This window comes from Halobacillus salinus, from assembly GCF_004684905.1.
Taxonomy (GTDB): Bacteria; Bacillota; Bacilli; order Bacillales; family Halobacillaceae; genus Halobacillus; species Halobacillus salinus.
The window spans coordinates 1,830,801-1,854,211 of sequence record NZ_SRJC01000001.1 but is presented as its reverse complement, the minus strand read 5'-3'; the positions used below and the strand labels follow the sequence as shown (position 1 = coordinate 1,854,211).

At 42.3% G+C, this 23,411-nt stretch carries 25 protein-coding genes; 15 read left to right on the top strand and 10 right to left on the bottom strand.

The genetic code is table 11. The features are described from left to right. Nucleotides 1-43 precede the first annotated feature (43 nt). The 7 genes from E4663_RS10050 to E4663_RS10020 all read left to right on the top strand — a co-directional run bounded on the left by E4663_RS10050 (nt 44) and on the right by E4663_RS10020 (nt 8,730). Complete coding sequence (locus E4663_RS10050; protein ID WP_079480716.1) at nt 44-943, top strand: ABC transporter ATP-binding protein; 900 nt, start codon at nt 44-46, stop codon at nt 941-943. After that, nucleotides 936-2,189 (top strand): ABC transporter permease, encoded by a 1,254-nt coding sequence (locus tag E4663_RS10045; protein ID WP_135327459.1) that lies wholly within the window; start codon nt 936-938, stop codon nt 2,187-2,189. The genes E4663_RS10050 and E4663_RS10045 overlap by 8 nt, the downstream gene beginning before the upstream one ends. A 138-nt stretch (nt 2,190-2,327) precedes the next feature. Further along, on the top strand, nt 2,328-3,575 hold the full coding sequence (locus E4663_RS10040; protein ID WP_135327458.1) for a metallophosphoesterase family protein: 1,248 nt from the start codon (nt 2,328-2,330) through the stop codon (nt 3,573-3,575). Beyond that, nucleotides 3,572-6,445 (top strand): ATP-binding protein, encoded by a 2,874-nt coding sequence (locus E4663_RS10035; RefSeq protein WP_158290471.1) that lies wholly within the window; start codon nt 3,572-3,574, stop codon nt 6,443-6,445. Before E4663_RS10040 ends, E4663_RS10035 begins: the two co-directional genes overlap by 4 nt. 33 nt (nt 6,446-6,478) lie before the next feature. After that, nucleotides 6,479-7,084 (top strand): GbsR/MarR family transcriptional regulator, encoded by a 606-nt coding sequence (locus E4663_RS10030; protein ID WP_079480712.1) that lies wholly within the window; start codon nt 6,479-6,481, stop codon nt 7,082-7,084. Between the two features lie 124 nt (nt 7,085-7,208). Then, on the top strand, nt 7,209-8,471 hold the full coding sequence (locus E4663_RS10025) for an MDR family MFS transporter (RefSeq protein WP_135327455.1): 1,263 nt from the start codon (nt 7,209-7,211) through the stop codon (nt 8,469-8,471). Between the two features lie 67 nt (nt 8,472-8,538). After that, nucleotides 8,539-8,730 (top strand): sporulation YhaL family protein, encoded by a 192-nt coding sequence (locus E4663_RS10020; protein WP_135327454.1) that lies wholly within the window; start codon nt 8,539-8,541, stop codon nt 8,728-8,730. A gap of 35 nt (nt 8,731-8,765) precedes the next feature. Here the strand turns inward: E4663_RS10020 and E4663_RS10015 are convergent, their stop codons facing one another. The 3 genes from E4663_RS10015 to E4663_RS10005 all read right to left on the bottom strand — a co-directional run bounded on the left by E4663_RS10015 (nt 8,766) and on the right by E4663_RS10005 (nt 10,763). Then, nucleotides 8,766-9,671: a peptidylprolyl isomerase gene (locus tag E4663_RS10015; protein WP_135327453.1), complete on the bottom strand. Its 906-nt coding sequence runs from the start codon at nt 9,669-9,671 to the stop codon at nt 8,766-8,768. Nucleotides 9,672-9,874: 203 nt separating this feature from the next. Beyond that, the gene (locus E4663_RS10010) at nt 9,875-10,057 is read right to left on the bottom strand and encodes a hypothetical protein (RefSeq protein ID WP_079480709.1); all 183 of its coding nucleotides are present in this window, start codon (nt 10,055-10,057) and stop codon (nt 9,875-9,877) included. Between the two features lie 154 nt (nt 10,058-10,211). Further along, complete coding sequence (locus E4663_RS10005; protein ID WP_135327452.1) at nt 10,212-10,763, bottom strand: DUF3267 domain-containing protein; 552 nt, start codon at nt 10,761-10,763, stop codon at nt 10,212-10,214. Between the two features lie 229 nt (nt 10,764-10,992). Between E4663_RS10005 and E4663_RS10000 the strand changes: the two genes are divergently transcribed. Next, complete coding sequence (locus E4663_RS10000) at nt 10,993-11,328, top strand: DUF1878 family protein (protein WP_158290470.1); 336 nt, start codon at nt 10,993-10,995, stop codon at nt 11,326-11,328. A gap of 64 nt (nt 11,329-11,392) precedes the next feature. Here the strand turns inward: E4663_RS10000 and E4663_RS09995 are convergent, their stop codons facing one another. Together E4663_RS09995 and E4663_RS09990 are read right to left on the bottom strand one after the other, a co-directional pair. Continuing rightward, nucleotides 11,393-11,968 carry an HTH-type transcriptional regulator Hpr gene (locus tag E4663_RS09995; RefSeq protein ID WP_135327450.1) on the bottom strand — a complete coding sequence of 192 codons (576 nt, stop codon included), beginning with the start codon at nt 11,966-11,968 and terminating at the stop codon, nt 11,393-11,395. Between the two features lie 226 nt (nt 11,969-12,194). After that, nucleotides 12,195-12,719: a GbsR/MarR family transcriptional regulator gene (locus E4663_RS09990; RefSeq protein ID WP_079480705.1), complete on the bottom strand. Its 525-nt coding sequence runs from the start codon at nt 12,717-12,719 to the stop codon at nt 12,195-12,197. Nucleotides 12,720-13,008: 289 nt separating this feature from the next. Between E4663_RS09990 and E4663_RS09985 the strand changes: the two genes are divergently transcribed. From E4663_RS09985 to E4663_RS09975, 3 genes are all read left to right on the top strand, one after another. Continuing rightward, nucleotides 13,009-14,211 (top strand): quaternary amine ABC transporter ATP-binding protein, encoded by a 1,203-nt coding sequence (locus E4663_RS09985; RefSeq protein ID WP_135327449.1) that lies wholly within the window; start codon nt 13,009-13,011, stop codon nt 14,209-14,211. After that, the gene (locus tag E4663_RS09980) at nt 14,195-15,040 is read left to right on the top strand and encodes an ABC transporter permease (RefSeq protein ID WP_079480703.1); all 846 of its coding nucleotides are present in this window, start codon (nt 14,195-14,197) and stop codon (nt 15,038-15,040) included. Before E4663_RS09985 ends, E4663_RS09980 begins: the two co-directional genes overlap by 17 nt. A gap of 69 nt (nt 15,041-15,109) precedes the next feature. After that, complete coding sequence (locus E4663_RS09975; RefSeq protein WP_135327448.1) at nt 15,110-16,042, top strand: glycine betaine ABC transporter substrate-binding protein; 933 nt, start codon at nt 15,110-15,112, stop codon at nt 16,040-16,042. Between the two features lie 123 nt (nt 16,043-16,165). On the opposite strand, the gene E4663_RS09970 is transcribed toward E4663_RS09975, so the two are convergent. The 3 genes from E4663_RS09970 to E4663_RS09960 all read right to left on the bottom strand — a co-directional run bounded on the left by E4663_RS09970 (nt 16,166) and on the right by E4663_RS09960 (nt 17,828). Further along, a complete protein-coding gene (locus E4663_RS09970; protein ID WP_135327447.1) occupies nt 16,166-16,573 on the bottom strand; it encodes a YtxH domain-containing protein in 408 nt (135 codons plus the stop codon). A gap of 158 nt (nt 16,574-16,731) precedes the next feature. Further along, the gene (locus E4663_RS09965; RefSeq protein WP_135327446.1) at nt 16,732-17,283 is read right to left on the bottom strand and encodes a tryptophan transporter; all 552 of its coding nucleotides are present in this window, start codon (nt 17,281-17,283) and stop codon (nt 16,732-16,734) included. Nucleotides 17,284-17,399: 116 nt separating this feature from the next. Beyond that, entirely contained in the window at nt 17,400-17,828 is a 429-nt protein-coding gene (locus E4663_RS09960) for an HIT family protein (RefSeq protein ID WP_135327445.1), read from the bottom strand. A gap of 136 nt (nt 17,829-17,964) precedes the next feature. Between E4663_RS09960 and E4663_RS09955 the strand changes: the two genes are divergently transcribed. The 3 genes from E4663_RS09955 (at nt 17,965) to E4663_RS09945 (ending at nt 20,521) form a co-directional block, all read left to right on the top strand. After that, complete coding sequence (locus tag E4663_RS09955; protein ID WP_135327444.1) at nt 17,965-18,708, top strand: ABC transporter ATP-binding protein; 744 nt, start codon at nt 17,965-17,967, stop codon at nt 18,706-18,708. Continuing rightward, nucleotides 18,705-19,922 carry an ABC transporter permease gene (locus E4663_RS09950; protein WP_079480697.1) on the top strand — a complete coding sequence of 406 codons (1,218 nt, stop codon included), beginning with the start codon at nt 18,705-18,707 and terminating at the stop codon, nt 19,920-19,922. The genes E4663_RS09955 and E4663_RS09950 overlap by 4 nt, the downstream gene beginning before the upstream one ends. Before the next feature lie 74 nt (nt 19,923-19,996). Further along, a complete protein-coding gene (locus E4663_RS09945; RefSeq protein ID WP_135327443.1) occupies nt 19,997-20,521 on the top strand; it encodes a GNAT family N-acetyltransferase in 525 nt (174 codons plus the stop codon). A 23-nt stretch (nt 20,522-20,544) separates the two neighbouring features. Here E4663_RS09945 and E4663_RS09940 read toward each other — a convergent pair whose 3' ends face one another. Continuing rightward, nucleotides 20,545-21,723, bottom strand: a complete 1,179-nt coding sequence (locus E4663_RS09940; protein WP_135327442.1) for an amidohydrolase — start codon at nt 21,721-21,723, stop codon at nt 20,545-20,547. 311 nt (nt 21,724-22,034) lie between these two features. Further along, nucleotides 22,035-22,466: a ferritin-like domain-containing protein gene (locus E4663_RS09935; protein WP_079480694.1), complete on the bottom strand. Its 432-nt coding sequence runs from the start codon at nt 22,464-22,466 to the stop codon at nt 22,035-22,037. 195 nt (nt 22,467-22,661) lie between these two features. Here E4663_RS09935 and liaF point away from each other — a divergent pair, with 195 nt between their 5' ends. Further along, complete coding sequence (liaF, locus tag E4663_RS09930) at nt 22,662-23,405, top strand: cell wall-active antibiotics response protein LiaF (RefSeq protein WP_135327441.1); 744 nt, start codon at nt 22,662-22,664, stop codon at nt 23,403-23,405. Nucleotides 23,406-23,411 lie beyond the last annotated feature (6 nt).

Below are 23,411 nucleotides of genomic sequence, written 5' to 3'. Positions count from 1 at the left end.
TGGATAGATGGGAACGTAATCTTAAGAGAAGGGGGACGTACATATGACGTTACGACTAAATGAGGTCACGAAACGATTTGGCTCTTTTACAGCTGTCGACCACCTATCGATTGAAATTCCTGAGAAACAGATTTTCGGATTTCTTGGGGCGAATGGTGCAGGCAAAACCACTACATTCCGGATGATTCTCGGGTTGATCGATCAGACAGAAGGTTCTATATCTTGGAATAACGGAAAAATCGGTTACGATCAAAGCCATTTGATTGGTTATTTACCAGAAGAAAGAGGTCTCTATCCTAAGCTGAAGGTGAAAGAGCAGCTTGTCTATTTAAGTAAATTGAGAGGAATGTCTAAATCGGAGGCTTTGAAGGAAGTAGATCAATGGCTAGAGCGATTCAAGGTCCCGGATTATCATAATAAGAAAGTGGAAGAGTTGTCTAAAGGGAACCAGCAGAAGATCCAGTTTATCTCAGCTGTCCTCCATAAGCCGAAGCTTCTTATTCTGGATGAGCCATTCTCAGGCTTGGACCCGGTGAACGTGGAAATGCTGAAACAGGCAGTGGTGGATTTGAAGAATGCGGGAACCTCGATTGTATTTTCTTCTCACCGGATGGAGCACGTGGAAGAATTATGCGAAAACCTATGTATCCTTCACAAAGGTAAGCCTGTCGTGCGCGGGGGATTGAAAGACATTAAACGCTCATTCGGGAAGAAGAACATCCATATCAAAGCGGATTTTGATACTTCCTTTTTAGAGAGGGTGGCAGGTGTCACGAAATACAAGCCACTTTCAGAGGGGTGCCGCCTTCAAGTGGAGAATGAGAGCGTGGCAAGTGACGTTTTTGAACAGCTTTATGGTAAAGGGTTTGTTCGAACCTTTGATTTAGAAGAGCCTACATTGAACGATATTTTCATTGAGAAAGTGGGGGCATCTTATGAATAAGTTCTTTACGATCCTTGCTCATACGTATAAAAACCGAGTCAAGTCGAAAGCCTTTATCATTACAACTATTATTACGATTATGCTTATTCTCGTCGTTTCCAACTTGCAGTCGATCATAGAAACTTTCAGCGGCGACCAGGACGCGAAACAAGTTGCAGTACTCTCAGAGGATGCGCAGTGGCAAGAGAGTCTGAGCCAGGTGCTCGCTTCTAATGATGATCTATCCATTCAGTCATACGATGGAACAATAGAAGAGGCGAAGCAGGAAGTAGAGGATGGCGATTACGAGGCAGCGGTTTCGATGAAAGAAGGAGCGAATGGCCTCCCTGAAGGAACTTTCTATTCGAACCAAATTGCCAATACATCAGTCAGCGAAACGATAAGGCAGTCCTTGCAACAAGTAAAGGCTTCTGTTGCGACAGAACGGGCCAACGTTGATCAGCAAGTGCTGCAAGAAATTACTGCTCCTGTTGCCTTTGAACTTGTCGCTTTGAAAGATCAGGCCAAATCTCAGGAAGAGCTCAATCAAACGAGAGGTATTGTTTACATCATGCTCTTCTTTATGTATATATCCGTTTTGATGTATGGCAACATGATCTCTACAGAAGTAGCAACGGAGAAATCCAGCAGAGTGATGGAGATTTTAATATCAAGTGTTTCCCCTGTTTCTCAAATGTTCGCTAAGATATTAGGGATTGCCTTGTTAGGGTTAACCCAATTTGCATTGTTTGTCATCGTCGGATACTTTTCGATTCAGCGTAGTCAACAGTTAGGGCAAGCATCGTTCCTGGATTCCGTAGGGTTGACTAATGTTGATCCGGGAACAATTGTTTATGCTTTGGTGTTCTTCATTTTAGGTTACTTACTCTATGCTACGCTTGCAGCGACACTAGGTTCGCTCGTCAGTCGCCTGGAAGACGCACAGCAATTGATGGTGCCCATGACATTGCTTGTAGTAGCAGCTTTCATGATTGCGGTGATCGGTCTCGGGACTCCAGATTCGAAGTTTGTGACGATCAGTTCTTACTTTCCATTCTTTACTCCATTGATTATGTTCCTTCGCGTTGGGATGTTGGAAATTCCAGCTTGGGAAGTCGGACTGTCTCTTGTCATCCTAGTAGGTTCGATTGTCCTACTAGGCTGGATCGGTGCCAGAGTCTATCGAGGTGGGGTTTTGCTCTATGGAAAGTCTTCTTCACTGAAAGATATAAAATCAGCCCTTCAAATTGCAAAAAGGGAAAAATAAATAAGCTTGGGCTTATGGGAAACCATAAGCCTTTTTTTATCGGTGATCGCTTGATCTTTATGGGATATCTTCAGTAAATACGTTACAATAAATGCATCTTTCAACTAGCGGTTGATACAAATAGAAAGGGGTTATTAGATGGGGGATTGTTTACGGTTCATACATAGTGCCGACTTACACTTGGACAGTCTATTCAAGAACAAGCGCCATCTTCCGACTAAGTTGCTCGAGCAGCTGAGGGAGAGTACATTCCGTGCCTTTGACAAATTGATAGAAGAAGCGATTCAGCATAGAGTGGATTTTGTATTACTTGTTGGCGATTTGTATGATGAAGAATTACGTAGTTTGAAAGCCCAGATTCACTTGAGGAATGGATTCTACAGGTTGGACAAACACGGAATCGAAGTCTTTGTTAGTTATGGTAACCATGACTATGTAAATGGAACCAAGTACACGGTTGATTTCCCAAGTAATGTTCACGAATTCAAACATCAGGACGTCGAGAGTGTTCCTTTTACCAAAGACGGGCAGCATATGGCGAATATCTACGGATTCAGCTATGAAAGTAGACACGTTTCTGATAGAAAAGTAGAATCATTTCAAAAGGAATTCGGCCCCCTTTACCATATCGCCTTACTTCACGGAAGTGTTGATACACGAAAAGAAGATCACGATGTTTACGCTCCTTTTACTTTAGAAGAGCTGTATAACAAGCAAATGGACTATTGGGCACTTGGGCATATCCATAAGCGCGAAGTTCTTTCTGAAGAACCACCGGTAGTATACCCCGGAAATGTCCAAGGACGTTCTCGTAAAGAACAGGGAGAGAAAGGTTGTTATGTAGTGGATCTGCGCTCTGAGGGGGCCGGACTTACATTTGTCCCTCTCCATTCATTAACGTATGAAAGCCATACAGTTCGAATAGATACGCTATCGTCACCTCAACAGCTGGAACCGATATTGGAGCAAGCGAAGCAGGACGTGGAGACTTCTAATCCAGTTATGTTAGACATTCATTTCATTTCAGAAACAGGGCTATTACATAAGTGGCAAGCTGAAGGAATTCTGGACGAATGGGTTTCGGTCGTGAATGATGGAGAGAATGACTACGATAACTGGGTCTGGATTGATAGCATCCATGTAACCGATCAGCCTTCTTGGCAAGAAGATGAGGTGAAGAAAGGTCAACATTTCGCAGGTGCCTTACTCAGGGAAGCGGATTCAATAGATACACTTGTCCTTGATGAATGGATGGAACCTGTACTGAATCACAGAAAACTTTCTAAACACTTGCAGGATTGGTCTGAGAAAGACAAGCGCGATATTTTGGAAGAGGCCAAACGTTTAGTAGTGGATAAGCTAGTAGCAAATGAGGAATGGAAATGAAAATAGTTAAAGCGACAGTATACGGTTTCGGGAAATGGAAAAATGAGTCCTTTCATTTTGATATTAAGAGAATGACAGCAGTCACAGGGAAGAATGAGGCGGGAAAGTCTACCTTACAACAATTTCTCTTATATATGCTTTTTGGTCTACCGCCTAAACAAAGAGCTTTTTTTAAGCCGAAAACGGGTGGTCCTGTGGGAGGACAGCTGATTGTAGAAATCGATTCTCTTGGCGAGGTCATTATAGAACGAGTGGAGGACATACGTAGCGGGGAAGCCGTCTGCAAACTTCCGAGTGGGGACGAAATGGGGGAGGAGTGGCTCCTAGACCGGTTAAAAGGTACAAATAGGGAAATGTTTCACTCTATTTTCAGCTTCTCCGCTCAAGATCTATTAGACATACATCAATTAAGTGGTCATGAACTCGGTGAAGTATTATTGAATATCGGACTGACTGGCTCAGACTATATTTATCAAACCGAGAGGTGGCTTGAAAAGAATGCGATGGACCGCTTCAAGCCAAAAGGAAAGAAGCCACTCCTCAATCAGCAGTTGGAGCGAGTGGAACAATTAGCCAAAGAGCAATCAGAAAAAGAAAAAGAAATAAAAAAATATGAAGGCTTGAAAGAAAAGCAGTACACTTTAGAGCGACAGATTGAGGATGATACGGGACAGATGAGCCACCTTCGTCAGGAACTATCCCGCTCAGAGCAACTTCACAAAGCGCTGCCGGTCCTGAACGAATACCATCAAAAGAGAGTAGCAGGAATCAAAAGCGTTCCGTTTCCGGAAAATGGGAGCATCCGATACCAACAAGTGAAAGAAGCGATTCTACCTCTCCAAAGTCAAGCGAACTTAATAGAAAATACATTACAGAAGGTAAGGGGAGAACGTCAATCATTAGAAGCAGAACAAGTAGATGAATCGGTGTTGAAAGAAGGCGAACATTGGCTTTTTGCACAATCATCATATGACCACATGTGTAGGGAGATGGAGTCGCTTGAAAATCGTGCACTACGTCTCCAGGAACAAATTGAACAAGAGCTTATACAACTGGACTTAGGAATCAAAAAGGAAGAGTTGACCAACTATTCCCTTCCTTTCTACGCAGAAGACACCTGGAGGTCGCTTCAAGAGGAATCAAAGACTCTTCAAGCAGAAGAGGAACAGCTATCAGATGAGTGGAGAAAATTGAGAGCACATCAGGAGCGGCTATCCGATCAGATAGCTGCGATCGAGTCTAATATGTTGAGTGATCAAGAGCTTGAAGATGCCACTCGAGCAGTTGATCATGCTTTTTCACAATCTAGTAGAAAACGATCTAATAGCAAATCCCAGCAAAAGAAAGTTCGACTCATTGCTGCATCCTCTTTGCTGTTGCTAGTGATGGGCTGGTTGTTCACCTCGATTACCGAAATGGTAGGTGGAATATTCACCCTGGTCGGAATAGGGTTAGCTGCCTATGCGTTATGGGTTCTGACGAAATCCGCACCCCCTTCAGATGAAACTGCGGTCCATTCGATTGAGCTGGATGAATATCGTAGAAAGCTGAACACTTATGATCAACAAAAGAGCGAGTGGTCCCATTTACAAGATCAGTGGAAGATGGCCAATCACGAGGATATTCAATTAGAAGAACGTAGGAATCATATGATACAGAAGGGCAAACGATTAGAAAGCCGGTTATCAGAGCAGGAACAGCTATATCCGTTTTTAACCAAAGTCTCGATTGAACATTGGGGGCAGTTGTTCCGCCTCTTTTCACAGGCGCAAGAAAAACAGAGTGAGTGGGAGCAAGTGCAAGCTGACCTTCAAACGAGAAGAATGGAAATCGATCGATTAAATTCTGGCTTAAAAGCGTTTTATCATGTAAACAAATGGGAATGGAATCAAAAGAAAATGAGTGACGCATTTGAACAAGTACGGAAATGGGTGGCTGACCAAAAGGAGATTCATAATCAACTCAAACGGATACGTCAACAAGAAGGAGAGGAGCAACAGCGACAGTCCGAGCTTCAGATCCAACTAGAGACGCTCGAAGACGAGCGCTTGGATTTATTCGAAAAAGCGGAGGTAACAGATGAGGAAAGCTTCTACCATCAACTTACCAAGTATGAAAAACATAAGGCGAATATCGAGGCCGCCGATGATCTCAAACGGCAGTTGAATAGAATGCTTTCAGAGGACGAACAAACAAACTTTGGTGTCTGGAATGAATCAATAGACGAATCTAAGGTAAAAGTAAAGATAGAAGAATTGACTCAAGATCGCGAAAGAGTAGAGGAATCTCTCCTTTACCACCAGCAGGAGCTTGCCGATTGTAAGAGCCAACTTGCAGTCTTGGAGTCTTCGGAAGATCTTTCCCGTTCTCTTCACCATCTGGAAGCAGAACGGAATACCTTGAATGAACAGGCTAGAGAATGGGCGGTCTATCAAGTAGCTTTGAACTTATTGCAACAGACAAAAACCAAGTACAAAGAGCGTTACCTTCCTGAAGTCATAATGTCAGCGGCTCGTTATTTCTCAAGGCTTACCTCTTACCAGTATAGAGAGGTCCGGTTATCTCATGAGAGTGAAACGTTGATTGTTGAGCATGAGAACCGACAGCGTTACACAGTAGAAGAGCTGTCTAGAGGTACACAAGACCAATTGTACATCTCCATCCGTCTAGCTCTTGGTGAATTGATGAGCACTACTATTTCTCTTCCATTTATCATCGACGATGCTTTTGTTAACTTTGATGAAGACAGGCAAGATGAAATGTTTGCAATCTTACATGAGCTCTCTTATGATCATCAAGTAATCTTCATGACATGGAGGACCGAGTCGCCTCGATTTATAGACCGAGTATCAATTCAACATCTTTCGTGAAATAGGTCGCAAATTGCATGCATTAATGGTAAAATGTTTAAGATTACAGAGGAAATAGCAATTGGAGGGTTCCCATTGCCAGAGAAAAACAGTAATGAATGGACAAAATACGAAGAAACTATCGAACAGTTTATTCAAGTCATTGCAAAGAATATGAGCCTGTATGGTGTCACACCGTCTATCGGTCGCCTGTACGGTGTTTTGTATTTTTCAGAAGAACCAATGACGTTGGATGACATGAGATCAGCACTGGAAATGAGCAAGACGAGTATGTCAACAGGCGTACGAGCCTTGTCTGAGATGAAAATGGTCGAACCTTCCTTTAAAAAAGGTGTTCGTAAAGATTTATATAAATCCGAGGAAGATTGGTATAAGTCCTTCACCTCGCTATTCGGCAGCCGCTGGAGACATCATACGGAAACCAACATAGAGGAAGCGGATGAAACAATCCATGAGTTACTTAAATTGAAAGACCAGGCGGAAGACGAAGAGCTGATGGAGAAGATCGAGCATGATATCTCTCGTCTCGAATACGCTCAAAATTATTATCGTTGGTTGATGCGATTCATCCACGTCGTAGAATCTGGTGAAATCTTTAAGTACGTTCCAAAAATTGACCAGAATGAGAAAAATTCATAAGTGCTGGATTCAAAGCTATTCCTGTCTCTTTTCGTCCTGTATGATAGACGAAGAGACCGAAGGAATAGCTTTTTTATTTGAAGAAATAAAATAGAAAAATACAGAAAAGTAGGGGAATAAAGAGATGAAGTGGAGAGATTGGGACAGGAATTTAAAGATCCGTTTGTTCGGGGAAGGGACGATGAACATTTTGTTCTGGTCTTTCTTCCCTTTTATGACGATCTTTTTTGAACGGTCATTTGGTAAAGATTCAGCAGGTTTCTTATTAGTGCTATCTCAATTATTTTCAGTGATAGCGAGTTTGATCGGAGGGTATTGTGCCGATCGTTTCGGTAGAAAGAAGATGATGGTGTATGCAGCTCTAGGAGAGAGCGGATCGTTTGTATTGTTCGCATTAGCTAATTCTCCGTGGCTTGATTCACCTATACTGACGTTTATTGCATTCAGTTTACTTGGGGTGTTTGGTGCTTTATACTGGCCAGCTTCTCATGCCATGGTGGCTGATGTTGTACCAGAGAAGCACCGGGCGGATGTATTCGCTGTTTTCTATACTTCTATCAACATTGCCGTGGTTATTGGTCCGATTATAGGAAGTGTCGTCTTTTATTCTTATCGTTTTCAAGTGCTCACAGCAGCCGTTATAGCTACGGCGCTTTTAGCAGGTGTCCTGCACTATTTCCTAGAAGAGACGACCACTGTGAAAGAACGAGTTAAAGAAAAGGACCAAGGTGCTCTTGAGGCAATCTGGAGCGAACTTAGGGGCTATCGGGTCATTGCAAAAGATAAAACGTTCTTGTTGTTTATCATTGCAGGAGTACTAGTAGCGCAAACATTCATGCAGTTGGACTTGCTCATTGCTGTTTATACGAGTGAGACGGTTCAGAATCAAACACTATTTTCTTTAGGGGATTGGTCTTTGACATTGACGGGAGAGCAAGCATTCGGGTTGATCTTGGCGGAGAACGGCTTGCTGGTTGCCTTGTTCACCGTTGCCGTCACGAAGTGGATGAATCGTTTTAAAGAGAAGAGAGTATTTATTACGTCTAGTATTCTATATGCAATTGGTATCACTGTATATGGACTAACAGGAGAATTGTGGTTGTTCATCCTTGCCATGGCAATCTTCACTTTTGCGGAATTAATGGTCGTAGGCATTCAAGAAAGCTTCATTTCAAAGATTGCACCAGACAATATGCGAGGGCAATATTTTTCAGCAGCGTCATTAAGGTTCACGTTCGGGCGACTGCTTGCTCCTGTCAGCCTTATTATTTCGAACTACACGGGTTATGGCTATACATTCGCAATTTTGGGTGTACTAGCTGTCGCAAGTGCGATTGTTTATGCGATCATGTTCAAACGGGTGGAAAGGATGGAGGCACTCTCATAGGAGGCTTGTTCATAATTTGTTCATCTAGCACATAAGATAGAAGCAAACAGAAGAGGGGGGAGCTACCATGTTTTTCGGAATGCCGGTTTGGGTCTTCTTTTGTATTGTTTTTATCTTTGTGAGCGGCTATATGGCAATTCGTGCGATGAGAGCGGAGCATAAAGTGGAACAGAATTTTATAGAGAAAGAAGGCCAAGTGTACATTAATCGTATCGAAGAGGAAAGGGAACGTCGACAAAAGCATATGATGTCAGAATAAAAGCCAGGTGATTGGATCACCTGGCTTTTGGTTGATTATTCAGATTGTGTATCTTCTTCTGTGTTTTGATCTTCGTTGGATTCTTCTTTTTCAAAGAGACCTTTGTATTCGTCCAATTTCACATCTAAGTCTGCTTCTTGGATAAGCTTGTCCATCTTCTCTTGAAGCGCTGCAGGGTCCACTTTTTCTCTTGTAAGAGTACGTTTGATATCGTCTTTCACGTCTTCGTAAGGCTCGACGTCTTCTACATCACGCTTGTCGGTCACCTTGATAATATGAAAACCATACTGTGTTTGAACAGGCTCACTCACTTCTCCAACATCTAGAGAATACGCAGCTTTTTCAAATTCTGGTACAGTCTTTCCGAGGCCAATATATCCGAGCTTTCCACCTTGCTTAGCGGATCCATCTTGAGAATACTCGCTAGCAAGATCATCGAAAGATTCGCCATCTTTAAGCTTCTGCTTCACTTCTTTAGCCGTTTCTTCGTCTTGTACTAGAATATGACTTGTTTGAAGTTCTGTCTTCATACGGTCGTAGTAATTTTTCATATCTTCTTCCGTTATTTCTATATCTTCTGTAACGGCTTGTTCTTGGAGTAGGCTGAAGCGGATTGCTTCTTTCAGTTCCTCTTCACTGGACATGTTGTACTGCTGAAGAACTGGGTCAATTTCCCCGCCAGCTTGTTCTTTCATTGCCTCTAGTTCCTTATTTACTTCTTCATCAGAAACATCGTAATTTTCCGCAAGAACTTCTTGTTTAACAAGTTGTTTAATGACATCTTCACCACTTGCTTTTTTCAGTTCTTGATAAAACTCTTCTTTCGTAATTTCACCATTACCTGTTGCAACGATCGTCTCTGAGTCTTCAGCACTTGATGAACAAGCAGATAACGTAAACACGCTTGCTGCCAAAGCAGCCGTGATGGCAAGTTTCTTCATGTTCTTACACTCCTCAAAACATTAGTATGATTTTCTTGACGTAGAGGGGTTGCACAAACAGCCCATGAGTTAATATAACATATTTTGCCTCATTTGTTCTAGAAAGTGTGAAAAAAAGAATGGCCTGCTTTAAAGGGTTTTTAGGTGGGGGTTAACCATAAAAAAAACAGGCCTTGAGAGTACGGGGTACTCGGCCTGTTGATTTATAAAGTATTTAGCACTTCTACATAAGAAGAAATGAGTAAGATAGTAATCAGAACGTTGATGGTACGGAATACTCTAGTTTGCTTTTCGCTCGACATCTTCGTTTTCAAGCATAAGGAATTCGTGAGTGAGTTGAACACGAATAGTATAACGAGTGCGTATAAGATAAATCCAAATGCCATGTGAAGAACCTCCTTTAATCCCTATGAAACTACTCTATCAAAATTTCCAGCTGATGAACAGTAATTCGAAGTGATAATCATCGTCTTATTAAGAACTTTTATTGGCTCATATGTAAGAAAAACAGCGAACCCGCTGTTAAGGTTCGCTGCATGTTTAAATTTCGTGTTGTCTGATCAGAATGTCATAACCTTCTTTGGCATTTTCGATCAGGCATTTTCTCGGTGCTCTTGCAAAGTAGTTTAAATACAAGAAATCAGAAAAGGATAAACCGATGTTGACAGCTGCGAAGATGATTAAATAAGCATAGTAGTTAGGAAACACACAACTCATAACCAAAGCAGGAACTGTGATGAACAGCGTTGGAGACAGTGCCATCATGATGGAAGTCTGTTTAGACAACATGGACTTGCATTGGTATGAGAATGTCGGGATGAATCGTTTTCTGAACTTGAATTTTACTTTGAATCGTTTATAAAAGAGTGCTAAAGGTAATATATGCATAAGTCGATGCATAGATGGCAAGAAGAACAAGATAATCAACAAAGGCAAGAAGCCGTGATCTTTCATGTCATGCGTGCCATGGTACATGGAAAATGGTAAATATAGTAGTAGAAAGGACAAAAGTCCAGTCAAAAACGACATCAGATAAACGCGGTTGAGACCGAATTCTTTGTTGATGTTCACTGTTTTCCAGCAGTTCATCATAAGAATCCTCCTTTGCTACGAAAAAATTCTGTGATTTTATTAGAAATATCGATATGATATGAGTAATTGATAGTTATTTATTCTGTGTTGCACATGAGGAATCATAGTATGTTTCTCAAGAAAAAGCAATAGGTTTTTTGTAAAAAATATATTTGTCTCTAAAACTGTCATAACGGGGATGAGAGAAGATATTGATCTCTCAATTCTTCGAGCTATTGGAGGGAAAATTGTGAAAACGGAAAGAGGGCACCAATTGTCTCATTTTCACCTGCGTTTAGTCATGAAAATAGAGGAGTTCAGCAGGTATCCGTTCACCAGATTAGTCATTGATCGACATCTTAATGAATCTGAATATAACGAGACAATGGAGTTATTACATATCTTGAATGAGCGATATACAGAAGAACAAGAAGAGGGGTTTGTATATTATAAACCTCTGCTACTCCACTTTGCAGGAATGCTATGTTACAAGCTTCCGGTAGAAGAAACGATGCAGGCTCTTTACGAAGAGGGGATCTATCCCGAATTGATGGAAAAATTAATGAGAAGTAAAGAAGAACAATAAAAGCAGCTCGTAAGATAAAATTCTTACAAGCTGCTTTTATTTACAAAGTCTATTTAAATGACAACTAGGAAGACTTCGATTTCTTCTTATACGCTTCGATATCCGTAGGCTGCTTAGATAAAGCTTCATCCTCTTCAATGTCCTCAAGCGATCTCTCTAAGATATCCATATACTCTTCTCCGTAAATCTCTTTGATAAGAGCGGACAAATCAAGGAATTCGGGGAGTTTCCCATACATTTCAGTAAGAGGTAGGACACCTCGCAACACGGAATTGTCTTCCGGGTTGTACTCATTCAAGGTCGATTCAAGCAGTTCTGCTCCTTCTTCCGTCAACTCTACATAGGTATTCCGCTTGTCATTCTCCCGTTTAGAGAACTGGAGAAGACCACGCTCTTCCAACTTCTTGGAGAAGTTGAAAGCGGTAGAAACGTGCATAACCCCATACTTTGAAATTTCAGATACGCTTGCTCCTTTCAAATGGTAAGCGATCCATAAAATATGGTGTTCGTTAATATTCAATTGGAATGGTTTGATCCATTCCTGCCAATCCTTCTCGATGGCTTTCCACAAGGCTTTCGACAACTGGGCCATTTTGTGGCTATAGAAAATAGCTTCTCTCTTTGAAATTTTATCCATCATAATGCTCACCCTCTTTAGGTAATGTCTTTTTTCATGCTTTAAATGAGGAACCTTAAAATAAGGAATGATGGTCAATGACTATATTTGCATGACTCCAATTATAATATTAAGCCATATTAAAAAATTTTCAAGATATAATGTGCTAGGAAATTTCGATATGGGTATAGTAAAAAATACCGGGTCATAAAAAACTATACAGGTCTTGGCGACCTGCATAGCATGAAAATCATTCAGAGGAAAATTGGTTGTCTGGGTCCAGTTCGTGGAATGCTCCCGATATCAGTTGGTGGAAGCTTCTCATATCTTCGATTCTTTTGTATAAGTGATCAGCCTGTTTCATCTGGTTGTCTTTTGAGAAAGTCTGAATTTGTTCTTTTAAATCGTTCTCAATGGACTTTAATGAATTTTCTTGCTCATCAGCTGCAAGTTGCCACTTTTGTATATAGGAAGACATGAAATTTTTATATAGGTTTTCATTGGCTCTGTATAGGTCCTTTCTGAACCCTTTCTTCCATACACGTTCGACAAGTCCTTGATCGAGTAACCCACGGATGCCTGTACTCATTGAGGTTTTGCTTTTACCTAATGCATCACTCATCTCATCTAACGTCATCGGTCCGTTATTAATGTAGAGAGTGACGAACAAGCGCGCGTCTGCCGGGGTCAATCCAAACATTTCTAATGTCTTAGAAAACTCGTGAATGACTTTTGTATGGGTTTCTTCTAATGATCGGTGATCTTTTAATACCATAAGATCCTCCTTCTAACAGTTGCTATGACAAGACTACTATATTTTGGTTTTTTATGAAAACAGAGAAGGAAGAAGCATTTTGTAGTTATTTGTCGAAAAAAGAAGCAATTCTGCTATTTTACTTTGTACAGTTTAAACTGTACGTAATTTTTGTTCTTAAATTTAAGAATTTATCGTTTGAACTTTTTGTTGCAAATAGATTACACTATGAAAGGTGATTGATTGAGTACGGTAATATTTGAAACAAAAACGTACTATTAAAAACTAACAACTATAAGAGGTGAGATACGTGCCGATCATTCAAGTTAAAGACTTGTCTAAAATATTCGGGAAAAACGCAAAAAAAGCGACCCAATATTTAGATCAAGGTTTATCTAAAGAAGAAATTTTAGAAAAAACGGGCAATACGGTTGGTGTTAACCGTGCTTCCTTTGATGTAGAAGAAGGAGAAATCTTCGTTATCATGGGACTATCCGGGAGTGGTAAATCTACTCTTGTTCGTTTGATCAACCGATTGATCGAACCGACTGAAGGTAGTGTGTACATTGACGGAAAAGATCTAGCTACGATGGATAAGAAGAGTCTTCGCGACGTCCGTCGTGAAAAATTGAGCATGGTATTCCAACGTTTCGCTTTATTCCCACACCGTACAGTACTTGAAAATGCTGAGTTCGGTTTGGAAGTACAAGGCGTAGACAAATCAGAACGCTCTCAAAAAGCGAAAGACTCGCTTGAGATGGTTGGACTTGGCGGATACATCAATCAGTTCCCAGGTCAGCTATCAGGTGGTATGCAGCAGCGTGTAGGACTAGCACGTGCCCTGGCAAACGACCCAGAAGTACTGCTTATGGACGAAGCATTCTCTGCGCTTGACCCACTAATTCGTAAGGAAATGCAGGATGAACTGCTTGAACTTCAAGAAACAATGAAGAAAACCATCCTATTTATTACACACGACTTGGACGAGGCTCTGAGAATCGGGGACCGCATTGCATTGATGAAAGATGGTCGTATCGTACAAATCGGTACACCGGAAGAGATTCTTGTGAACCCTGCCAACGACTATGTTGAGAAATTCGTTGAAGACGTTGATCGTTCTAAAGTATTGTCAGCAGAACACATCATGAAACGTCCAGAAACAGTGGATGTCGAGAAACACGGACCAAGAACCGCCTTAGAGCGTATGCGTAAAGAAGGTCTATCTACTATCTATGTAACAGACGCTAAACGTAATCTACACGGTTATGTGACAGCTGATGATGTGTCAGAAGCTGCGAAGAAAGAAGTAAAAGACTTGAAAGGAATCTTGCGCACTGATATTCCGAAAGTTGAGAAGGATACATCGATGCAAGAGATCTTTGATATTATTCATGACTCTCCAGTTCCAGTTGCTGTTGTAGAAGATGGCAAACTACAAGGAATTATCGTTCGCGGAGCAGTCATTGCTGCACTAGCTGGAAGTGAGGTGAATCTAAATGGAACTAATGCCTAAAATTCCAGTAGCCGAGTGGATATCATCCGCAACGGACTGGGTAACGGACACATTTGAGTTCTTATTTGATTTTATTAAAAACGACTTCGGTGACTTCATCGAAATCTTTGCTGAAGATTGGCTGATGGGCATTCCAATCTGGTTGTTTATCGTGATTGTCGGTTTGCTAGCCTTCTTCGTTTCAGGTAAACGATTCGGCTTGATGGCATTCTCTGTCATTGGCCTGTGGTTTATTGCAAACCAAGAGCTATGGGAAGAATTGATGAATACCTTTACGCTCGTCATATTCGCCAGTCTCATTTCAGTCATCATCGGAGTTCCGTTTGGTATTTGGATGGCGAAAAGTAAGGTAGTTGAAAAAGTCTTAACACCGATTCTTGACTTCATGCAGACAATGCCGGCCTTTGTATACTTGATTCCGGCCGTTGCATTCTTCAGTATCGGTATGGTGCCAGGTGTGTTCGCATCAGTAATTTTCGCAACACCACCTACCGTTCGTTTTACAAACTTAGGAATTCGTCAAGTGTCTCACGAATTGATCGAGGCATCTGACTCCTTTGGTACAACAGGTACACAGAAACTATTTAAAGTACAACTGCCTATGGCCAAGAAGACCATTATGGCAGGAATCAACCAAACGGTAATGCTTGCCTTGTCCATGGTTGTTATCGCATCTATGATCGGTGCCAAAGGACTTGGTCAAACCGTAATTACAGGTCTTCAGCGTGCTGAAGTAGGTACAGGTTTCGTAGCTGGTCTAGGTATCGTTATTCTTGCGATCATCATCGACCGCTTCACTCAAAACCTTAACACACAGCGCGGTGACTAAAGAGAGTTAGCTTGGGCTGATCAGTCAGCCCTTTCTATAAAAAAACTATTAAAAGGGGAGACATTTTTCATGTTTAAATTTGACTGGAAACGTCTAAGTATGGCCGCTGGACTTTCACTTACGTTAATCGCAGCAGGCTGCGGTTCAGATGAAGGCGGAGAAACATCAGGTTCTGAAGGCGAAGGTTCTTCAGGCGAGGCAAACTATAGCGAAGAAATGAATTACGAAATCACAGGTATCGAAGCTGGTGCTGGTGTTGTAGCTGCAGCGCAAACAGCTACAGAAGAATACGAAAACCTAGCTGGATGGGAAGTTGCTACTTCTTCTTCAGGTGCTATGGCAACTGCTCTAGGTGAAGCAATTGAAAACGAAGAGCCAATCGCTGTAACTGGTTGGACTCCACACTGGATGTTCGCTAAATATGACCTTAAATATCTAGAAGATCCTAAAGAAGTATTCGGCGGTGAAGAGCAAATCAAGACGATGGTCCGCCAAGGTCTTGAAGATGAGAAGCCGAACGCATATAAACTTCTTGATCAGTTCAGCTGGACTCCTGCTGACATGGAAAAAGTAATGCTTAACATTACTGATGGTGCAGAGCCAGCAGAAGCTGCTAAGACATGGATCGAAGAGAACGAAGACAAAGTGAGCGAGTGGACTGACGGTGTAGAAGACGTTGACGGTACAGAAGTTGAACTTGTATATGTTAACTGGGATTCTGAAATTGCGTCTACGAACGTAGTTGCTGAAGTTATGAAGCAAAAAGGCTTCGACGTAACAATTACACCTCTTGATAACGGACCTATGTGGGAATCTGTTGCAGAAGGTGAAGTAACTGGTATGGTAGCAGCATGGTTGCCAGCAACACACGGTGATCTTTACGAGCAGCACAAAGATAGCCTTGAAGACCTAGGTGCTAACCTTGAAGGTGCTAAAGTAGGACTAGTTGTTCCGAAATATATGGACGTAGATTCCATCGAAGACCTTCAACCAGCTGAGTAATATATTCTCAGTAACTTTATGAGCAAAAGAGGAGCCTTCAGGATATTCATCCTGAAGGCTTTTTTTCGTTCTCTTGGAAAAAAATAAACCGCGGAAGGCATGAGCCTTTCGCGGTTATTAATTTTATTGATGATTCACAATCTCGTGATTCGGTTGTGTATCGTTGTTTTGCTGTTCGTCTTTTGCTTTTTCCTCTAGTTCTTTCAAGCTCGCTTCAATTTGCTCCAAGTATTTTTGGATGTTTTTTTGGTGAGGTTCAACGGTTTGCTTCCAGCTTTCAATGGAAGTCTTTACATCTTCAGATAGATCTTTGATTAATTCGGCACCTTCTTTGGATGTTTGGGCTATCTGATCTTTCAGTTGCATCCCTTCTTCACGAAGGCTAAGTACGGTGTTCTTTAAATTCTCGCTTTTCAGTTTAGCGTTCTCGCGCAAGTCACGACCTGATGAAGGTGTGCTAAGTAACGTGTAAGCTGCGCCGGCGACGCCTCCTACGATCATACCAAGTGCTAGTGATTTCATATTAGGCATAAAAAAGCTCCTTTCCTATCTACATCTTAATTATTATTTTCTCTTATTATGTAAGAATGAAACCTAATTCATGAAAAATTATTGCAGGGAAGATAAATCAAGACACTACTCTGGCGTAGTGTCTTGATGTGAGTTGCTTGGTTGTTATTGAACAGAGATTATGCACGACTTTCTTTTGCTGATACAGCAGGTGAAAGACTGCCGATTGTCGTTCTTTTCATAATGGTCGTCACAATAGGATACACAAGTCCGATGAACAGCAGATTGAATGCTGCTGTCGGCAGGACTACGGCGAAGAATAATGCAGCAAAGCTGCCTTCAAGCATTCCGAGTACATATAAGACGATAGTCAAGAAAATCGTACCGCTTATAATCGTTCCTAGTCCCGCTAAGATCGGCTGGGTAACTTTATGGCGTGCCAGTGGTTTAGCTATCAGAACAAGGCCTAAGAAGGCGAATGCTGTAATTGGCTTCTCTATTACGTTCGCAATTTGTCCTCCTGGAACAGCTGTAGTCAAACCAGAAATAAGACCGGTAACTAAGGATAGTAACAGTACGTAGGACGGTTTTGGGAAAAGCAATATTCCAAGGAACAACATGGCGAGCATCATATCCGGTTTCATCCCAAGCACAACACCAGGGATCACGGTATGAAGCACAGCACCAATTCCAGCCAACAATGAAAGCATAACTAAAACACGGGTATTCATTTAAACATCTCTCCTCAACTATTCTAATCTCGTCTGATTTACACTTCATACGTGCTCTTATAGCCGTATGCAAATGCATAATCGTATTATATCAAATCTTCGGTTCTAATCAAACTTTATAATTGCTCGCTGATATCTGCTGCTATTGCCTGTAAATCCTCAGGGGAGTAATCATCTGAATGTACTTCCCATTTTGCACCGAATCCATCATTTTCACCATATCTAGGGATTAAGTGAATATGTAGGTGGAAGACGGATTGTCCAGCTGGCTCACCGTTGTTATTCAACGTGTTCAACCCGATTGGCTGGTAAGCAGATTTAATGGCATTTGCGATTTTTGGAATGCGGGAGAATAAATTCTCAGCCACTTCCGTATCAGTATGATAGATGTCCTGGCAGTGTTCTTTCGGGATAACTAAAGTATGCCCTTTTGTAACCTGACTGATATCAAGGAACGCATACACATGATCGTCTTCATATACTTTAGCTGATGGGATGTCTCCGTTTACGATTTTGCAGAAAATACAATCTTGTTCTTGATGCATTGTCCACACTCCTTTAGCTTTTGCCTAATTGTACCATAGATCGGACGAGCTCGAGTGATAGAACACATGCAACAAAGAGAGGACTTGTGATAAACTTTTGAGAGGAATGTATCTCAAGTGAAATGAGGGATAGATAGTGCAACCTTTATTACAAATTAAAGATCTCCATGGAGGATATACACATAAAAATGTCCTGCACGGTATTTCGTTTGATGTGAATCCGAACGAAATCGTCGGGCTGATTGGTCTGAATGGTGCAGGGAAGAGTACGACAATCAAACACATCATCGGGATGATGCAGGCGAAAGAGGGGAAGGTTTCTATTAATGGGACGACCTTCGAAGAAAACCCTGAGGCTTATCGTCAGCAGCTAGGCTACATACCAGAAATGCCGATCCTTTACGATGAACTGACGCTCTATGAACACTTGCATCTAACTGCGATGGCATACAACATCCCGGAAGACGTGTTCAAAAAGCGGCTGGATCCTCTATTGAAAGAATTCCGTCTCGAAAAAAAGCTGAAGTGGTTCCCGATGCACTTCTCAAAAGGCATGCGTCAAAAAGTGATGATCATGTGCGCTTTTCTCATCGAACCGGAGCTTTATATAGTCGATGAGCCGTTCGTTGGCCTTGATCCTCTTGGTATTCAGTCATATTTGCAAATGATGGAGGAGATGAAGGAACAGGGAGCAGGCATCTTGATGTCCACCCATATTCTAGCTACGGCAGAAAAGTATTGTGATCGGTTTGTTATCCTTCACGATGGCAAGATTCGTGCATTAGGGACACTTGAAGAGTTGAGGAAGTCCTTTAACCAGCCAGGAGCATCACTTGATGACATCTATGTCGCCTTGACTAAGGAAGAGGATCCATCATGATTGATGCGAAAAAGTTATGGATGCGACGATTCTCCGAACATATGAAGGAGACGAACCGCTATTTGAAATACATCTTCAATGAGCATATTTCCATAGCGCTTCTGTTTTTCATTTCAGCACTTGCTTATTATTATAGGCAATGGTTGGTGAACTTGCCGGAGTCCTTTCCTACCGCTTGGATCATTGCTTTGGCATTCGGGGCAGTGGCAAGCTACAGCCCTGTACGTACATTGTTGAAGGAGCCAGACTTAGTATTTTTACTACCAGCTGAATATCAATTGAATGACTATTTCAAACGCTGCTTATATTACAGCTTTGTCGTTCAGCTATACGTCGTCTTCCTTGTAGCAGCTGCACTCGGTCCCTTGTATTTTGCAAGCTTCCCTGCACTGGGAATGCAGTATTATTTAGTTCTGATCGGCATTTTGCTTATAGTGAAAGTGTGGAATCTGTTATCCAACTGGTGGATGCTAAAGGAACGTAATCCGAAGGCTCGATTGATCGACCAGGCCATAAAGGCAGCACTGAATGTGTTATTGTTTTATTTCCTTGCACAAGGAGAATGGATTTTTGCAAGCGTGGTAACGGTTATACTTGTCGCACTTGTTCTGTACACGTACACGCTCGCGCGCCAAAAAGCCGGACTAGTCTGGGATTTACTTGTGGAAAAAGATACGCAACGAATGCGGACTTTTTACCGGATCGCCAATATGTTTGTAGATGTGCCTCATTTGAAGAATACTGTGAAAAAGCGTCATGCGCTTGTGAATGCCTTGGTTTCCGGTATTACGTACAAGCAAGACCAGGCTTTTGCTTATTTGTACCGCATCACTTTCGTTCGCAGTAGTGATTATTTAGGAATGTATGTGCGACTGATCGTAATCGGTGGGTTAGCGGTTTGGTTTGTACCGAATATATGGGTGAAGGTTGCCTTTGCACTGCTATTTCTGTATTTAAGCGGGTTCCAGATGATGACGCTTTGGAATCACCACCGTACGATTGCGTGGCTTGACATATATCCGCTTAAGAAAGAGTGGAAACAGCAAGCAGTCATTCAATGGTTGGTCAGAATTTTGTTGTTCCAAACATTCTTGTTCGGACTATTGTTTATTCTGCAATGGAATATCATCGGCCTTGTTGCTGTATGGGGAGGAGGCGCTGTATTCAGCTTTGCCTTCGTCAACTTGTACGTCAAACCAAGGCTAACTTCTTGATTTTCTAAGGGCGAACGTTCAATCAGCACTCCTCTATTCTGAGGAGTGCTGTTGTTTATTTTAAGGGGGAGTATATGAACTATTTTGTAAGGAGTGCAAGGACAGAAGACGCCACGGGAGTTGCGAAAGTTCAAGTGGATAGTTGGAAGTCTACCTATACAGGGATTGTGCCAGAAACTTATTTAGAGAAGATGACCTACGAGAGTAGACAACCAAAATGGGAATCATTGATAGCTAATCAGCTGGTCTTTGTGGCAGAAAAGGAAGACGGGGAGATCATCGGATTTGCGAATGGTGGGAGGAAGCGGACGAGCGAATACCCCGATTTTGCAGGGGAGATTTATGCAATTTACATACTTAAGAGCCATCAAAGCCAGGGAGTCGGGAGGCATTTGATGAAAGCCCTGGTCGAACGAATGACGACCGAAGGAATGAATTCTTTAATCGTTTCGGTATTAAAAGACAATCCCTATCGGCCTTTCTATGAAAAGTTGGGTTTCGTCCCTCTCGATACAAAAGAGATACGTATTGATGATGCAATGCTTCATGAAATGGTGATGGGATGTCATGGTTTACAGAACATAATTCACCCCCACTGACACTAGATCAGTAGGGGTTTTTGTTAGGATTGGTGAGCTTCTTGGTAACTCCTATACGCTTGCAACAGTGTCTTCGCTGCGTGAGGTAGAGCCTTCTCATCGAAATCGAATTTCGGGTGGTGATGTGGATAATAGTGATCCGGAATTTGAGCTCCTGTGAAGTAAAAAGCTCCTGGTTTATTATGCATGTAGTACGCAAAATCTTCTCCAGCCATCACTGGTTCAATTTCTTCTGTTTGCAAGGATGGGTCCGCCTCATGGGACCGATCGAGAACGAGAGAGGCTTCGTCCTTATGATTGACGACAGGTGGATATCCTTTCTCGTAATTCAAATCGTAATCTGCTCCACTAGCGACACAAGTCCCTTTGATGATCTTCTCCATTTCCTCGATGATCAAATCCTGTACTTCTGAATCGAATGTCCGAACGGTTCCAGTCATTCTCGCAGAGTCTGAAATAATGTTAAAAGCATGTCCCGCTTCGATTGTCCCGATAGATAGTACGGCAGTCTTCAAAGGATCAACACGACGACTGACGACTTGTTGCAGTTGCGTGATCACTTGAGATGCGATGACGATAGCGTCCTTCGTCTGATGCGGTTGAGCCCCGTGTCCGCCTTTTCCTTGGATCGTCAATTCGAACCGGTCAGCTCCTGCCATGAACGGACCTTTTGTTGATTGGATGACTCCTAATGGGGCGTTCACCCATAAGTGAGTCCCGAATACCGCATCCACGTGGTCTAACTTTCCGGTATCGATAATGGGTTTTGCACCACCAGGAGCGTACTCTTCGGCGTGTTGGTGAACGAAAACTACCGTCCCCGGCAACTCAGCTTGAAACGGGAGGAGAGCTTCTGCTAATCCTAGAAGAGCAGCGGTATGGCCATCGTGACCACAAGCATGCATTGCTCCCTCATTTTTAGACTTATAAGGGGCCTCATTCAATTCTTCAATAGGCAGTGCATCAAAATCCGCTCGCAGCGCTACCGTCTTTCCGGGCTTGCCACCTTCTAGTGTCGCAAGTACCCCGTTCCCGCCTACATTACTTTCGTAAGGAATACCGAGCCGCTCATATGTATCAGCGATAAATTGAGCGGTTTTTTCTTCTTGGAAAGAGATCTCAGGGTACTGGTGCAAATAGCGACGGGTTTCCACCATTTTATTGTACTGGTCATCAATTGCCTGAAAAATAGTTTCCCACATCACGCATCCTCCTCAATAGTTGAATTGTATAAAGTTTAATATACGTTATGAATATTCTCAAATTTCATGCTGAGAGAGTCTTGAGTAATTCGTCGCGCGCAAATCTCGGAAGTCGCGCACAAATCGCAGATGTCGCGCGCAAATCACGAAAGTCGCGCACAAATCACGAAAGTCGCGCACAAATCGGGGAAGTCGCGCGCAAATCCCGAAACCCGCGCGCAAACCATGGAAGTCGCGCGTAAACCGAATAAGTCGCGCCCGATCAACAAAAAAAGAACCCCTTCATCAAGAAGGGGCTCCAAATGCATCCATTATAGCCTTGAGTCCTGGAGAAGACGGCCGATCTCTTCCATGTGGCCCGTCTCATCAGCAATCATATCATCAAGTTTTACAGAAAGCTCCGTCAAACCTAGTTCTTCTGCTTGGGTCTTACGCTCTTCATAGCGTTTGATTGTTTGACGTTCTGCTTCTTTTGCTTCCTCCAGCATTTCTTTTACGTCGTGGAGCTGCTTGACGGGAGCAGGCGTAGTTGTCGGGGTGCCTCCTAGGGTGCTGATTTTCTCTGCTAGGTAAAGTGCGTGCCCTTGTTCGTCAGCCACTTCGCTCTCAAAGAAAGGCTTTAACACAGAACGGTACAGTCCTGTGACAACTGCTGCATTGTATGTGTACATAATCGACGCCGCATATTCGTGCGCCAAGTCTTCGTTCAAACCGTCAATAAGTGCTTGCATGTTTTGATCCATACTTCATACACTCCTTATCAAAAATTATCACAATATCAATATTCCCAGCTTTTTCAACTTTAAACATGGCCCTCCGTCTAGAGACGGAGGGCGAAACCTACTGTAGTTCGTTCAATTTAATGGACGTGTTCGCTATACTGTAGGAGGAATAGAAATTTTTATATAGAATCTTACAGTTTAGGGAAGAAGAGGGTGATGTTTGTGAAAAGAGGATTTTTCAACATAATGATGGCGATCGGGTTCGTTATGCTCGGTGTAGTTCTGCTGTTATCTAATTTCAATATGGTTTCATTCAATTATCCGTTTAACTGGGAATATATTTATCCCATTATCTTATTAGGAATCGGGCTGAAAATGTGGTTTGATGCCGTCACTACCCATGGAGGGTCTTGGGTGATCGGGTCTTTCCTTACATTAGTGGGAACGCTGCTGCTCTTGGACAGATTCGAAATTCTTCTGTTTACCTTCTCGGATATCCCGGTTCTTTGGCCGATCATATCGGTTTATATCGGAGTCCATTTGTTTTTGAGAGGATCTCAAAAAAACGGTCCTAGACGGAAGAAGAAAAAAAAGAATCGTTCCAGCTTTGCTGTTGGGGATATATCTTATAAGCAAGACAACTGGAAAGTGGAACCGATGAATATCTCAATGGGGATCGGCGATACGGAATTCGATTTCACTCGCGCCTTCATTCCAGAAGAGGATACACCCATTACGGTCAATGGGTGGATTGGTGATGTGAAAATGTTGATCCCTAAACATGTCCCGTTTAGAGCCGAAGCCTTCATTAAGACGGGAGACATCACTATAGCTCGGGAAAACACAGGAGGTATGGGACGTCAACTTGTGTACGAGTCCGAGGATTATGAATTGGCAAAAAGAAGGTTGACGATCTATATCGATTTGAAAATCGGCCAGATTCAGATCGATCATGTGTAGGGGGGA

What these genes read in the sequence shown, in the direction of transcription:
- E4663_RS10050 (WP_079480716.1), top strand. Translation starts at nt 44, where the DNA reads ATGACGTTACGACTAAATGAGGTCACGAAACGATTTGGCTCTTTTACA.
- E4663_RS10045 (WP_135327459.1), top strand. Translation starts at nt 936, where the DNA reads ATGAATAAGTTCTTTACGATCCTTGCTCATACGTATAAAAACCGAGTC.
- E4663_RS10040 (WP_135327458.1), top strand. Translation starts at nt 2,328, where the DNA reads ATGGGGGATTGTTTACGGTTCATACATAGTGCCGACTTACACTTGGAC.
- E4663_RS10035 (WP_158290471.1), top strand. Translation starts at nt 3,572, where the DNA reads ATGAAAATAGTTAAAGCGACAGTATACGGTTTCGGGAAATGGAAAAAT.
- E4663_RS10030 (WP_079480712.1), top strand. Translation starts at nt 6,479, where the DNA reads ATGTTTAAGATTACAGAGGAAATAGCAATTGGAGGGTTCCCATTGCCA.
- E4663_RS10025 (WP_135327455.1), top strand. Translation starts at nt 7,209, where the DNA reads ATGAAGTGGAGAGATTGGGACAGGAATTTAAAGATCCGTTTGTTCGGG.
- E4663_RS10020 (WP_135327454.1), top strand. Translation starts at nt 8,539, where the DNA reads ATGTTTTTCGGAATGCCGGTTTGGGTCTTCTTTTGTATTGTTTTTATC.
- E4663_RS10015 (WP_135327453.1), bottom strand. Translation starts at nt 9,671, where the DNA reads ATGAAGAAACTTGCCATCACGGCTGCTTTGGCAGCAAGCGTGTTTACG.
- E4663_RS10010 (WP_079480709.1), bottom strand. Translation starts at nt 10,057, where the DNA reads ATGGCATTTGGATTTATCTTATACGCACTCGTTATACTATTCGTGTTC.
- E4663_RS10005 (WP_135327452.1), bottom strand. Translation starts at nt 10,763, where the DNA reads ATGATGAACTGCTGGAAAACAGTGAACATCAACAAAGAATTCGGTCTC.
- E4663_RS09995 (WP_135327450.1), bottom strand. Translation starts at nt 11,968, where the DNA reads ATGATGGATAAAATTTCAAAGAGAGAAGCTATTTTCTATAGCCACAAA.
- E4663_RS09990 (WP_079480705.1), bottom strand. Translation starts at nt 12,719, where the DNA reads ATGGTATTAAAAGATCACCGATCATTAGAAGAAACCCATACAAAAGTC.
- E4663_RS09980 (WP_079480703.1), top strand. Translation starts at nt 14,195, where the DNA reads ATGGAACTAATGCCTAAAATTCCAGTAGCCGAGTGGATATCATCCGCA.
- E4663_RS09975 (WP_135327448.1), top strand. Translation starts at nt 15,110, where the DNA reads ATGTTTAAATTTGACTGGAAACGTCTAAGTATGGCCGCTGGACTTTCA.
- E4663_RS09970 (WP_135327447.1), bottom strand. Translation starts at nt 16,573, where the DNA reads ATGCCTAATATGAAATCACTAGCACTTGGTATGATCGTAGGAGGCGTC.
- E4663_RS09965 (WP_135327446.1), bottom strand. Translation starts at nt 17,283, where the DNA reads ATGAATACCCGTGTTTTAGTTATGCTTTCATTGTTGGCTGGAATTGGT.
- E4663_RS09960 (WP_135327445.1), bottom strand. Translation starts at nt 17,828, where the DNA reads ATGCATCAAGAACAAGATTGTATTTTCTGCAAAATCGTAAACGGAGAC.
- E4663_RS09950 (WP_079480697.1), top strand. Translation starts at nt 18,705, where the DNA reads ATGATTGATGCGAAAAAGTTATGGATGCGACGATTCTCCGAACATATG.
- E4663_RS09945 (WP_135327443.1), top strand. Translation starts at nt 19,997, where the DNA reads ATGAACTATTTTGTAAGGAGTGCAAGGACAGAAGACGCCACGGGAGTT.
- E4663_RS09940 (WP_135327442.1), bottom strand. Translation starts at nt 21,723, where the DNA reads ATGTGGGAAACTATTTTTCAGGCAATTGATGACCAGTACAATAAAATG.
- E4663_RS09935 (WP_079480694.1), bottom strand. Translation starts at nt 22,466, where the DNA reads ATGGATCAAAACATGCAAGCACTTATTGACGGTTTGAACGAAGACTTG.
- liaF (WP_135327441.1), top strand. Translation starts at nt 22,662, where the DNA reads ATGTTTGTGAAAAGAGGATTTTTCAACATAATGATGGCGATCGGGTTC.